This window comes from Cyanobacterium aponinum PCC 10605, from assembly GCF_000317675.1.
In the GTDB taxonomy this organism is placed as follows: domain Bacteria; phylum Cyanobacteriota; class Cyanobacteriia; order Cyanobacteriales; family Cyanobacteriaceae; genus PCC-10605.
This window is the reverse complement of the sequence record NC_019776.1, coordinates 3,188,612-3,202,173: the sequence shown is the minus strand read 5'-3', so window position 1 is coordinate 3,202,173 and position 13,562 is coordinate 3,188,612. Positions and strand designations below refer to the sequence as shown.

Here is a 13,562-nt window from a genome sequence, read left to right as displayed (position 1 = left end):
ATGGTCGAGGGTAGCAGGTTACAAAGACATACTAGCGAAGTGGCTCAAGACGTACTAAGAATGGGAGCTTTAGTGGAAGAGTCTTTTCGTTATAGCCATCAAGCCTTATTTGAAGGAGACTTAGAAACAGTTGCTTTAATTACAAACCAAGATATAGAAATTGATCGCTACTATCGCCATATAGAAATGAGGTGTGCAACAATCTTAACATTACAAGCACCAGTGGCTCAAGACTTAAGAATATTGAGTGCTTTTATGCAATTAGTCAGGGATTTGGAAAGAATCGGAGACTATGCCAAAGATTTAGGACAAATAGCTATAAAACTCGCCCTCTATCCATCCCATTCCTGTATGCCTGAATTAGCCGCCATGTCAAAACACGCTCAAGTCATGTTAGCTAAAGCAATGGTTGCGTTAAGCGAGTTAGACTCTCAGGCAGGAGAAAAAATTAAACTCCTAGATGATACCGTAGATAATGCCTATGACAAGCTCTATCACACCCTTGCACAACAAAGGGACATCAGGGGAGTAGTAGAACCTATTATCTTGTTAGCTTTAGCAATTCGCCATATAGAAAGAATGGCTGATCATGCTACAAATATAGCTCAAAGAGTATCGTATATTGTCACGGGAGAACGAAAGTGAAATACTCCCATCCGCTATGCTGAGATGGGAACTTCTTACCCAACAGATGGCGTTACAGTAGATTTCTTTCGTCCTCTACTATCTCGTCTTACATCTGGGCAGTAAGCTGACTCGCTAGTTCCTAACGACATTATTCGCAGTCCTTCATCTCTGATATTACATGAGGCGTTTACATCTCGATCGTGTTTAGTCTTACATCTAGGACACTCCCACCGTCTAATATTAAGGAAAAGTAATCATAATTTACAGAAAACTATTGCCCACCTTCACCGACAAATTTATATCGAACTCAGCTAAATCAAGCATTCAGGCTGAACAACAGAGGTTTATTTGACCCAAACCTGAGTTTTGGATAAGCTGAAAGTATTATTTTCTCCTAGTCAGAAAACCACCTTATAGCTTCTTAGAAATAACGATAAAATTGCCTTAACCCGAACTGACTTAAACAAGGGGCTTAAGCCCCTTGCTAAAAACCCCTACCACCCCAAAACCTTAAGCCCTACTTCCCCCTCTCACCCTCTCCCCTCATCACCTCATCACCCTAACACCTACAACCTGACACCTGACATCTGACACCTAACCTTATCGGATATTCTTAAACCGAACTGAGGTTGACCCAAAGACCTGTAAATGATAATATAGCCTAGACATAAAACCTCGATCGCCCCTTGGAATATAGATAATTATGGGAAAAATTTGGGAGTTAGACTTTTATTCTCGTCCAATTATTGATGAAAATAACAAAAAACGTTGGGAAATCCTCATCTGTGAAAGTCCCACCACTATAGACACCGACACAAGCCAATTATTTCGCTATTCTCAATTTTGCGCCAATACAGAAGTTAACTCCATTACTCTTCAAAATGCGATCGCAACTGCCATAGAAAAAGCAGGAGAAACTCCCAGTAAAATCCGCTTCTTTCGTCGTCAAATGAATAACATGATTCTTAAAGGATGTGAAGATGCGGGGATTCCAGCCCTTGCCTCCCGTCATACTTATACTCTCAATCAATGGTTAGAAGAGAGAATGACATCATTTTATCCCCTCCAAGAAGGCTATGACGAAAAAGCCACCATTGCCGCTTCTGTTCAATATCCTCAAACCAACCCAGTAAATCTTCCTGATGCTTTAAAAGGAGATAAAAAAGACAAATGGGCATTAGTTAGTTTAAATGGGAAAGACTTAGAAGAAATGCCCGAATGGGATATAGGTTTTAGAGAGGCGTTTCCCCTAAAAATAGCCAATATATCTCCAGACACCAAAATTCCGGGGCTAATTATCTTTTCCTCCCGTGCTTTACCTCTTGCAGGATGGATGTCTGGACTGGAATTAGGTTACTTAAGATTAGATAGAGGAAAGTTCCCCAGTATTTGCTTAGAAACAGGGGTGAGCGATAGTTGGATATTAGTTAACTTGACGGACAAAAACACCTTATCTGAGGCAGAAGGCTTTGAAAATACGAAAAAACAGGCTAATGGAGTTCATTTTTTAGCCATTCAATCTTCTCCTGAATCTCAGTCCTTTGAGGCTTTTTGGCTACTTTTGGAACAGTCAAGTAACAATAATTAGCAAGGGGCAAAGGCAATTAGTAATTAAGATAAGGTAATGGGCAATAGTGAATAATTAAAAATTAAAAATTAAAAATTAAAAATTAAGAACTAAAAACTCCTAACTCTCATCCTCATTACTTATTACCCATTACTCCCCTAAACTTGCAACCTGCCACCTGAAACCTGAAACCTGAAACCTCTCTATAATTATTATTTATCACACTTATTCTACTCACCATGACCGATAAAATTATAAAAATTGCAGTAATAGGGGATGTTCACGATCTTTGGAATGAGTTTGATCATGAGGCGTTGGAATTTTTGCAAGTGGACTTAGTCTTATTTGTGGGAGATTTTGGCAATGAGTCAATTCCCTTAATTAGTCGAATTGCTCAATTAAATATACCTAAAGCAATAATATTAGGTAATCATGATGCTTGGTTTAGTGCCACGGAATGGGGAAGAAAAAAATGTCCTTATGATCGCACCTTGGAAGACAGAGTACAACAACAGTTAGACATACTGGGAAAATCTCATGTTGGTTATGGCTATCTTGACTTTCCTGAATTAGATATTTCTGTGGTGGGCAGTCGCCCTTTTAGTTGGGGAGGTTCAAAATGGAAATGTGAAGAATTTTATCGAGAAAAATATGCGATCGAAAATTTCCATCAGTCTTCAGACAAAATCATCGCCTCTGTAAATAAAACTCAAGCCCAACAGATAATTTTTGTTGGTCATAATGGGCCTTTTGGTTTAGGTGCAAATCCAGAAGATACTTGCGGTAGAGATTGGAAACCTTTGGGGGGAGACTTTGGCGATCCTGATTTTCAAGAAGCGATAAAATACACTCAAGAATTAGGCAAAAATGTACCATTAGTCACCTTTGGTCATATGCACCATAGCTTAAGACATACTAAAGATAGATTAAGAACCATTATTAACCAAGATGAACATAAAACAATTTATTTGAACGCCGCCTCCACTCCTCGTATTCAAGAAATTGAGGGACAAAAAATCCATAAATTTTCCCTTGTTACCCTAGATGCCCGAATCGTTACCAAGATTGATTTAATCGGTATCAGTGAAAAGATGAAAATAAAAGAAGCAATTAACCTCTATGGTAAATGAATTTTAAGAATAGAAAGGTCATCATTAAAATTACTGGAATGGTTGACTTTTTCTATCTGCTTAATTAAATGTTGCAATTCGCCTTTATATTTTGCTTGGGTATCCACTAATAAACTAATAAAGTTTTCTAACCCCCAAATATTGTCATTTTCTTGCTCAATTTCGTAAATACCATCACTGAAAATATATAAATAACTATCGGGTTTAACCAGACATAAACTCTGATCAAATTCTACATCCTCAATCATGCCCACTGGTAAACTAGGAGTCTTTAATTTCTCATATCTCCACTGATTGTCTTCTTGATAAATCAATATAGCTGGAGGATGCCCCGCCGAAGAATATATTAGCTCATGGGTATCGGTATTATATACCCCATACCATATAGTAAAGTAATTGAGGCGATCGCTATCCATTTGAAAAAGACGATTTAATTCTGTGATAATTGTCCAAGGTTGATAAGGATTTGTGTTGTATAGTGAATTATTACGAACCAAATTAAGAATAGACACAGATAACAAAGCTGAATGAATACCATGACCTGCAACATCTAGTAAATAAATAGCGATATTCTCCTCATCCAACCAATAATAATCAAAAATATCTCCTCCCAATTTTGAAGATGGAATAAATTTTTGTTCTACGGATAAATTATGTTCCTCTGGGGAAGGTAACAAAGAAAATACATATTCAGAAGCGGTACTTAATTCTGATTGTAAAAGAGAGTTAGTTTCTTTCAGTTTTTCTTCTGCTTGTTTTCGTTTGATAAATTGACCGATTTGATTACCTAAATTAACAATATTTTCTAACAAGTTAATATCATATTGGGTAGATTTACGAGAAAAAAAGGTGATTATTCCTAATTTTTCTTCTCCATTACACACAGGAAAAGCAAATATATGTCTTAAATTTACCTCATTTTTTGACGAAAGTAATTTATGATTATTTAGCCAAAATTCATCATAAGCAAAATCCCATTTATCCCAGAAAATAGAGTTCAAGTTTTCTTCTCGAATCGAGAGTATTTTTTCAATTTCTTGATTGTTAATATGCCATTTTATTTCTGGATAAATTAAATTATCCTCTGTTTTTAACTCCCAATATTCCCCTATTTCCAAACCAAGATTATTGCCAATTACTTTTAATATTTTTTGGATAGCTTCACTTTTTCGCTCTGATTCTGCCAAGATTTTGATTACATCTCTTTCAATAATTTGATATTGTTCAATTCTTTTTCTCTCCGTAATATCATTAATTGTACCTGTTACCCCTTCTAATTCTCCCTTATCGTTAATAATTAGAGAAGCAAAAATTCTCATCCAACCGAAATTACCATTTTTCTTAACATATCTAACTTGACATTTCAGTTTTGAGGTAGTATCTTCAGAAGAATTAACGAGACAATGCCAATACTGGGCATAAATAGGTTGGTCTTCTGGATAAAGATAAATAGACAGGGGATGTCCAAGGCAGGAATGGGGGGGTAAACCAGTCAATTCTTGCCATGCAGGGTTAAGAAAAGTCAAATTACCCTTTTTATCTGCATAAAAAATAACTTCTCTCAAATTTTCTACTAAAGTTCGATATTTTTCTTCGCTTTCTTTTAATGCCCTTTCTGCTTTTTTCACATCAAGTAAATATTTAATACGACGACGTAAAACCGCAGGGTTTATGGGTTTAGTTAAAAAATCTGTAGCACCTGCTTCATAAGCCTGATTAACAGAATCGCGATCGTCTAAGCCTGTTATCATTAACACAATGGTATCATTGCCCTTCGGTAACTCTTTTAAACGACGACAACAATCAAAGCCATCCATCACAGGCATTAATCCATCCAACAACACCATATCAGGAAATATTTGTTGATATGTCTCTAAACATTTTTCTCCATTTTCTACGGTGATAATTTCATACCCGTCTTTTTGTAAAATCATCTTTAGGTATTTTCTGCTTACGGATTCATCATCTGCGACAAGGATGGTGATTTTTTCTTGATTAGACATTAGATTCAATGAGAAGTTAGCAAAGGAGTTGAAATATCTTATAAAAGTTAAATTAGGCTACGGCAAAATCTGTTAATTTACGTGTTTCTGGATCATGAAATGCTAATACTATATCTTCTTTTGGTACTCCTTTTTCTAATAATTCATTAGCAATACCTGCTTCTGTCCAATCTTCTTCAATATAAATTTTTTCATTTTTTATACGGATATGAATATGAGTTGATTTTAGTCTTTTATCTTCTTTCCAATCAACAGTTAACCAAAGATAATGATCATGATTTTCGTCAAATACTAGACAAGTTTCAGATTGATAATCAGGAGATTTATGAACTAATTGATCATATTCGGTTAGTATATTTTTTATTAATTCTCTATATTTGATAATTTTACCCATGAGATAATTTCCTCTCTATTCTGATTAAATACGATAAAATCAACCCCATAATGTTTGATGACTGCCTGTATAGATTTTCTTTGAAAAAAACTATTAAACACTGAGCTTTTTACGGCTAAATAAAGTTCATAATTTTTATGAGAAAAATTGAGAAAATCACGATACAGTAAATATTGACCTAAAGCATTTTGAAAGTCATTCATAGGGGATGGATTTAAAAAACTTTTTATTTCTACTACTATTTTACGGTCTTGTTGTTGAGCAAGTAATGTTTTTTGTGCCAGTAAATCAGCATAGAGGTTATCATCTTCATATTCAATGGTGTAAGGAGCTGCTAAAATCATCCAGCCATCTTTAATCAAAGCATTTTTTACTATGTCGTGGTAAACATCTTTTGCGGGCATTTTCCTTTATTTTGATGGTTTGGCGGGTTATACCCCGCCTTACGATTTTAATGATTGGAGAAAATTTCTATATAAAAATTATATTCGGTGTCTAAGGCTTTTTTTATGTTTTCTGCTTTACGGAAGCCGTGTTGTTCATCCGCAAAGGTGATATATGATGTTTTGATACCTTTTTCTTTAAGGGCATTGTACATCATTTCTGCTTGGTTAGGGGGTACTACTTTATCTTCTAGTCCTTGAAAAAAGATAACGGGACATGATAGTTTATCTATATGGTAAAGGGGCGATCGCATCTGATAGATTTCTTTTTCTTCGGGATATTTCCCAATTAAGCTATCCAAATAACGAGACTCAAATTTGTGGGTATCAGTAGCCAAAATTTCTAAATCACTCACCCCATAATAACTTGCACCAGCTTTAAAAGTATCAAAAAAAGTGAGGGCGGCTAAGGTTGTATATCCTCCTGCACTTCCTCCAGATATAGCTAATTTATCCCCGTCAACTTTACCCTCTTTCACTAAATACTGAGCAACATTGACGCAATCTTCCACATCCACAATGCCCCAATTACCTTTTAACCTCTGACGATAATCTCTACCATAACCTGTACTACCACCATAGTTAACATCCACAAAAGCAAAACCCCTACTCGTCCAGTATTGTATTCTGAGATTATAACTAGCGGATGTCATGGCAGTGGGGCCTCCGTGACTTTTAACTAAGAGAGGGGGTAATTCTCCTTCGGGGGCAACAAAATCTTTATTTTGGGGGGGATAATACCAAGCATAGGCAGTTTTGCCGTTACTGGTGGGAAATTCCAGAGGAATGGGTTGACTGATATATCCTTCATCAATGATTGTATTACTAGATTGTTTGAGAATCTCGTATTGACCATGATTAAGATTCATCTTTACAATAGCACCGGGTTGGGATGGTGAACTACCTGCAAATAAAATTTCTTCCCCTTGTACCTGTAAGTAAGCGATATTGGTAAAGGGTATTTCATAATCGGTGAGGGATTTTGTCTTTTTATCGATACTGCCGAGAAACCAACAACCATCTTGAGTATAGGTGCAAATAATCTTATCTTCCCTCTCAAAACCATAAACTGATTCTCCAAATACCCAATGAGGATAACCAAATTCAGCATCTAAGGGATAGGCAGAGTGAATATTACCTTTTTCATCTCGATAATATAAATTCCACCAGAGACTGCGATCGCCACTAAAATAAAGGATACCATTAGGACTAAACTCAGGTTGACAGATAGATTCGTTTTCCCCTCCAGCAACCAAAGTAATATTAGTTAAACTACCATCAGGGTTAATATCGGCTAAATGTAACTCGGTACTATCCCAAGGCATATTCGGATGATTCCATGATAACCATGCCAATTGAGAGTTATTAGGAGAAATACGAGGAGAAGCATAGAAATCAGCCCCTTTGCAGAGGGTTTTAACTTCTCCTGTGATTATATTAATGGTAACTAACTTATTTTGCGGTTCGTGATTTTCCTCAGAATGATCCTCACAGACGCAAATCAGACGATTATGGGATTTATCAAGACAAAAATCGGCATAACGCAACTTCGATTCAGGGGTTAAAGGTTGAGGAGATTCCCCTACTTTTTGGATATAAACTCTTTGATCTGAATTATTACAAAAATAAACTGTGCTATCTTGGACTAAAAAAGCACCACCACCATATTCATGGACACGACTACGCACATTAAAAGGGGCAGGGGTTATGTCTTGATGCTCCCCATTAGGACTATACTTGACAATAACACTTCTTCCGCCTTCTAAAGGACGACTTTCTAGCCAGTAAATATCCTCACCGTCAAAACGAGGGGTACTTAAGCCGATGGTAGCAGACACAATTAAATCTGAGGTTAGAGGCGATCGCCACTTTCCATAACTCACACAGTTTACTTCCGTCATTTTCCTTGATTTATTTTTCCACAAACTTTTACAACCTATCTTGACATAAATTCAAACCTTAAATATCTGAGTTCAGAAAGAGGTGTCAGGTTTCGGGTTTCAGGTTGCAGGTGTTTTTTTATTATTCACTATTGCTAATTACTAATTTCTCAGGGTCAAATATTAAGTTTTGTTACAATTAAAGAAACTTAAATCAAGCCATCATAGCCAGTAATTATGACTATCGCTCAACATGAAGAAAAAAATATCAAAAAATCTCTTACAAGCCTTCCTATAGGTGGAGAAGATCCCAATAAATTCGATTATAAAGAGGTCTGGTATCCTGTTTTTTTTGTTAATGATTTACACAAAGATAAACCAAGTCGTTTTACCTTATTAGATGAAGATTTAGTTATCTGGTGGGATAAAAAGGATCAACAGTGGCGGGTGTTTCAAGATATGTGTCCTCATCGTCTTGCCCCTTTAAGTACCGGTAGAATTGACGAAGATGGCTTATTAGAATGTCCTTATCATGGTTGGACTTTTTCGGGGAAGGGTGATTGTCAGTCAATTCCTCAGCAACCAGAAGGAGAAAATCGTCATAAATCCCCCCGTGCTTGTGTCAAATCCTACCCCAGTGCGATCGCGCATGATATGTTATTTGTGTATGCAGGAAAAAAAGAAAATGCCTTTTTAACTCCCATGCCCATAACTCAACCCCTCATAGAAAATGTAGAAAAATGGACTATCTTAAAAACCTTTAGGGATATACCCTATGATGCTCTCACTTTATTAGAAAACGTGTTAGATAGTAGTCATGTCTCTTATACCCATCATGGCACCGTAGGAAATAGGTCGAACGCCGCCCCCGTAGAATTAGAAGTCAAAACAGCCGACAGACAGGGATTTACAGGATTTTGGGCAGAAGGACCAAGAAAAGGAAAGCTAGGAAGTCAAAGCACAACCTTTATTGCTCCTAATTTAATGTGGCATGATTTAACCTCAAAACAACTAGGACGCACCATGACGGTAGTTTATGTTACTCCCATCAGCAAGGGGAAATGTCGAGTTTTTGCGTTATTTCCCTTCCAATTTGCTTCTAAAATCCCCCAATTTTTTATTAAATTAACTCCTCAATGGTACTCTCATCTTAATCAAAATACGATTCTCGAAGATGATCAAATATTTCTGCATTACCAAGAAAGATATTTAGAAAAATTAGGAGGGAGTAGAAAATTCAATCAAGCCTTTTATTTACCAACAAAATCCGATTTATTTGTCAGTGAATTAAGAAAATGGGTTGTGAACTATAATGCTTATTTATTCCCTGAACAAGAGTTTCCAGAAACACCTAATCATGATCAGTTAATTGAAAGATATTATTCCCACACGGAGCAATGTTCTAGTTGTAGCGGTGCTTTGAAAAATATCAAAACAATACGTTTTTCAGCTTTAATAATTACAGGAATTGTGTGGTCTTTGATACCTTTAATATTTTTTTATGTTGAAAAATTACCTAATTTTATTTTTCCCTTAGTTTCTATTATTAGTGTAATTAACTTTAGTCTATATCTCTATTTAGGCAAGTTAGAAAAGAGATTTTATCAAGGGGAAAAAATACCTTCTCGCAATAGAAAATCATAATTTATAAAGGACAAAGTGAAAAGGGCAGGGGGTAAACCCCTTTAAAAGAAACACCCCTTTATCACCCCTCTCGAGGGGAGAGGGCAAAAGTGTTTAATTAACACCTGATACCTGATACCTGACACCTCTTGTCGAACTCAGGTACAATTAAACTTGTTTCAATAATGATGAGGTTATCCCCTCTTAATAAGATAAATTTATTAATTTTAACCAATGACAGCAAATAATTTTATTTACAAACAACAGATAATAGGTTCAAGAAGATTTAGTAACTATTTTTGGGCGATCGCAGTTTCCTTTGGCGGTGTTGGCTTTCTTTTAGCGGGATTATCCAGTTATTTACATACAAATTTACTCATTGTTAGTGACACTTCAGAATTACAATTTATTCCCCAAGGTATTGCCCTAACTTTTTACGGTGTGGCAGGAACATTATTAGCTAGTTATCTATGGTTAATGATTATTCTCAATGTTGGTAGTGGTTACAACGAATTTGACAAAAAAAAGGGTAAAGTTACCATCTATCGCCAAGGTTTTCTAGGGAAAAATCGCAAAATTGAATTAGTCTATGATATTGACGATATTCAGGCGATAAGAGCGGAAATCAAAGAAGGATTAAACCCCAAAAGAGTTTTATATTTGAGAGTTAAACCCAAAAGAGACATACCCTTAACCTCTGTTGGTGAACCAATGCCTCTTTCTCAACTGGAAAATCAGGGAGCAGAATTAGCTCGTTTTCTAACAGTGCCTTTAGAAGGACTTTAACTCAGACTTGTAACTCCTAACTCCTGTACGGGCGAATGGCCATTCGCCCCTAACTCCTAAATACTAAGCCCGAACTCTCTACTCATTCCTCTAACAACTTTCTGTTATTTTTTTGGTTCTTCAGAGTGTGGTTATGATAAATTAAGAGAAACAGGACTTCCATAACCTTTATTGAATAGTATTTATAGTAAAACAAAAACTAAAAGCTTATAAATTATTATTTAATAATCCCCTATTGCCTATTGCCTCTTGCCTTTTGCCTACCAAACACTAATAATTTACAAGACGAGAAGTAATAGAGCCATTTTTTTTAATTTAATTTAATGTTTTCTCTTGATAGAAATTTTTAAATTAACCATAAGATTAAAGCATAAAACTTATGTTTTAAATAATAAGAAAATTGCAAGATGAAGACAAAAAAAAGAATCGGTATTCTCACCAGTGGAGGAGACTGCCCCGGACTAAATGCGATTATTCGAGCGGTGGTAAAATATGCAACTTTAAGGGGATGGGAAGTATATGGCATTCCTAGGGGTACAGATGGATTTATTGATTTTGTTCATGGAAAACTAAATATTGAGGAACTTAAGTTACATCCTCATGGCTATGATTTACCCGGTGTTTTGCAGGGTTTAGATGTGTTGCAGTTTATGAGTGGTAGTGTTTTGGGTTCTTTAAGTAGGGGCAATCCTCAAGAAGATCAAGTTACTCAGGATATTATTAAAGGTTACGAAGCCTTAGAATTAGATGCTTTAATTGCGATTGGTGGAGATGGTAGTTTAGATATTATTTATGATTTGGCTAAAAAAGGTAATTGGAACTTAGTTGTAATACCAAAAACTATTGATAATGATGTTGCGTTTACCGAGAGGTCTGTGGGGTTTGATACTGCTCGTAATACAGTGACACAAGCTCTATATGATTTGACTTTTACCGCCGCCAGTCATGAAAGAATTATGGTGGTGCAGGTGATGGGAAGGGATGCAGGTCATTTATCTTTACACGCTGGTATCGCTGGAGGTGCAGACTGTATTTTAATTCCAGAGTTAACTCCTCAATTAACGGAAGATACTTTAGTGGGGATGTGTGAATATATTGCTCAGTTACGCAAGGATAGGCGTAAGTTTGCCTTAATCGTCATCGCAGAAGGAGTAAAGGGACTAAATGCAGAAAAAGATCCTTATATTGCGGAAACCTTGGCAGATTTGTTGAAAGAAAAAAGTCATCAATTATGTTCTACTGAAGGCGATCGCTACTGTGGATTAAATCAAATTGACACAAGAGCAATGGTTTTAGGTCATTTACAAAGATGTGGTGTCCCTAGCTCATTCGATCGCATCTTAGCGACAGTTTTTGCCATTAAAGCTCTGGATTTGATCGGAGAAGAATGTTATAACCGCCTAGTTATTTGGCAAAACGGAAGTGTAGAGAGTAAATCCCTTGAGCAAATTATGCCTATGATTAAATGGTGTCATCAGGAAAAAACTTGTCCTGCTCCTGTAGATCCAGAAGGTTTCATGGTCAGAACAGCTTTATCTTTGGGTATTTATTTAGGGGAATCTCACTATCATCCTCATACTTCTAATTATCCTTACACTCCTTTAGCTTCAACCATTACTAATGAGTGAATTATCAAAGTTGGAGAGTTCAGAGTTCGGGTTTAGGAATTATTAATTATTCACTAATTCACCTTTGCCCTCACCCCCAACCCCTCTCCCACAGTAGAGGGGAGCGTTTTTTCTTAATAATTGATTAATTAATACTTAAAAACTCCTGTATCTGTTACTATTTGTTAAGCTGAGTTTTGGATAAGCTGAAAGCAGACCAACTCGTAGTCAAAAAACCTTATAGCTTCTTAGAAATAACGATAAAATTGCCTTAATCCGAACTGACTTAAACAAGGGGCTTAAGCCCCTTGCTAAAAACCCCTACCACCTGCTGTTCCTGCAACCTGACACCTGACACCTAACCTTATCGGAAATTCTTAAACCGAACTGAGGTTATTTGTTAGTTTCAAAAATTGACATTTTTGAGAATGAAAAAACCCTAGGATAAAGGGGGATTTTCTCTTTGATTCTTAGTTATTTTCTAAAATATTTTCTAAGAAAAAACAATCCCAAACAAGTCGGGGTTGTACATATCTAAATAATAATTTTTTAACTTTTTCTAAACTAATAATTAACTCTGATTTTCTTTCTTTTTCCCAATAAAAATACTGTAAATAATCAGCTAACCATAGTTGTGTATCTAATTCTAAATTTTTAGTAATTTCCTTGGCTAATACTAAGCCTTCTATAATATTTTTAGGAAACTTAGTTAATTTATTGATTAAATCAGAAGGAATATCAGTCAATTTTTGCCAGTCTGCGATCGCTTTACCCGGGCAACCTTGAGATAAATTTACTAACTGAGGATAATCTAAAACTTCAGCTTTATTAGCTCTATATAATACCAACTTTAAATGTTCTTCACTAAGACGAAAAAAAGGAATTATTTGACAGCGAGAAACTAAGGTTGAAAGAATAGAATCTGTGCTTTTGGCAATTAAAATAATTGTTGCTTTGCCCGGATCTTCAAGGGTTTTTAAAAGAGCATTTCCTGCGGATTCTGCCATTAATTCAGCCCCTTCAATCACCACAACAGAGCGATCGCCTTTTAGGGGAGGACGACTTAAAAATTGACTAATTTCTCTCACTTGCTCAATTCTAATTTGTGGAGCGGTTTTACGTTTTAAACCCTTTTCCTCAGCTTCTTTTGCCGTTAACAATTGACCTTTATCGTTGTAAGTTGGTTCAACCCATAAAAAATCAGGATGATTTCCTGCATATAACTTCTGACAAGCAGAAGCATAATCTTCATCGGGAGAAATTAACAACATTTCCGTAAAACACTTCGCCGCCAATGCTTTACCAATGCCTTCTGCACCGATAAACAAATATGCAGGAGCAATTCTATTAATGGCGATCGCACTTTCTAAAAGTTCTATGGCTAAAGGTTGTCCAATTAATTTTGCTAAGGGTTTCATCAGTGAATAGTGAATAGTGAATAATAACTCATGTACGGGCGAATGGCCATTCGCCCCTACTTCCTCCTCTCACCCCTCCCCTTA

General features: G+C 36.0%; 11 protein-coding genes and 1 pseudogene. 6 read left to right on the top strand and 6 right to left on the bottom strand.

Features of this window, described 5'->3' with window-relative positions; genetic code table 11:
- A complete protein-coding gene (phoU, locus tag CYAN10605_RS13370; protein WP_051018152.1) occupies window positions 1–645 on the top strand; it encodes a phosphate signaling complex protein PhoU in 645 nt (214 codons plus the stop codon).
- Between the two features lie 35 nt (window positions 646–680).
- On the opposite strand, the pseudogene CYAN10605_RS18210 reads toward phoU, so the two are convergent.
- Window positions 681–872, bottom strand: a pseudogene (locus tag CYAN10605_RS18210) (zinc ribbon domain-containing protein); the annotation flags it as partial.
- Window positions 873–1,330: 458 nt separating this feature from the next.
- Here CYAN10605_RS18210 and CYAN10605_RS13365 point away from each other — a divergent pair.
- Complete coding sequence (locus CYAN10605_RS13365; RefSeq protein WP_015220483.1) at window positions 1,331–2,215, top strand: Tab2/Atab2 family RNA-binding protein; 885 nt, start codon at window positions 1,331–1,333, stop codon at window positions 2,213–2,215.
- A 218-nt stretch (window positions 2,216–2,433) separates the two neighbouring features.
- Window positions 2,434–3,324 carry a TIGR04168 family protein gene (locus CYAN10605_RS13360; protein ID WP_015220482.1) on the top strand — a complete coding sequence of 297 codons (891 nt, stop codon included), beginning with the start codon at window positions 2,434–2,436 and terminating at the stop codon, window positions 3,322–3,324.
- On the opposite strand, the gene CYAN10605_RS13355 is transcribed toward CYAN10605_RS13360, so the two are convergent.
- From CYAN10605_RS13355 to CYAN10605_RS13340, 4 genes are read right to left on the bottom strand one after another with little or no spacing between them, the layout of a single operon-like run.
- Window positions 3,312–5,327: a SpoIIE family protein phosphatase gene (locus CYAN10605_RS13355; protein WP_015220481.1), complete on the bottom strand. Its 2,016-nt coding sequence runs from the start codon at window positions 5,325–5,327 to the stop codon at window positions 3,312–3,314. The two genes, CYAN10605_RS13360 and CYAN10605_RS13355, sit on opposite strands and share 13 nt — an antisense overlap.
- Window positions 5,328–5,379: 52 nt before the next feature.
- A complete protein-coding gene (locus CYAN10605_RS13350) occupies window positions 5,380–5,721 on the bottom strand; it encodes a XisI protein (RefSeq protein ID WP_015220480.1) in 342 nt (113 codons plus the stop codon).
- Window positions 5,691–6,125, bottom strand: a complete 435-nt coding sequence (locus CYAN10605_RS13345; RefSeq protein WP_015220479.1) for a XisH family protein — start codon at window positions 6,123–6,125, stop codon at window positions 5,691–5,693. Before CYAN10605_RS13345 ends, CYAN10605_RS13350 begins: the two co-directional genes overlap by 31 nt.
- 47 nt (window positions 6,126–6,172) lie before the next feature.
- Complete coding sequence (locus CYAN10605_RS13340; RefSeq protein ID WP_015220478.1) at window positions 6,173–8,065, bottom strand: S9 family peptidase; 1,893 nt, start codon at window positions 8,063–8,065, stop codon at window positions 6,173–6,175.
- A gap of 216 nt (window positions 8,066–8,281) precedes the next feature.
- Here CYAN10605_RS13340 and CYAN10605_RS13335 point away from each other — a divergent pair, with 216 nt between their 5' ends.
- From CYAN10605_RS13335 to CYAN10605_RS13325, 3 genes are all read left to right on the top strand, one after another.
- Window positions 8,282–9,688 (top strand): aromatic ring-hydroxylating dioxygenase subunit alpha, encoded by a 1,407-nt coding sequence (locus CYAN10605_RS13335; RefSeq protein WP_015220477.1) that lies wholly within the window; start codon window positions 8,282–8,284, stop codon window positions 9,686–9,688.
- Between the two features lie 213 nt (window positions 9,689–9,901).
- Entirely contained in the window at window positions 9,902–10,453 is a 552-nt protein-coding gene (locus tag CYAN10605_RS13330) for a photosystem I assembly protein Ycf4 (protein WP_015220476.1), read from the top strand.
- Between the two features lie 407 nt (window positions 10,454–10,860).
- Window positions 10,861–12,081, top strand: a complete 1,221-nt coding sequence (locus CYAN10605_RS13325) for an ATP-dependent 6-phosphofructokinase (protein ID WP_015220475.1) — start codon at window positions 10,861–10,863, stop codon at window positions 12,079–12,081.
- A gap of 449 nt (window positions 12,082–12,530) precedes the next feature.
- Here the strand turns inward: CYAN10605_RS13325 and CYAN10605_RS13320 are convergent, their stop codons facing one another.
- Entirely contained in the window at window positions 12,531–13,478 is a 948-nt protein-coding gene (locus CYAN10605_RS13320; protein ID WP_015220474.1) for a DNA polymerase III subunit delta', read from the bottom strand.
- Window positions 13,479–13,562: the final 84 nt, after the last annotated feature.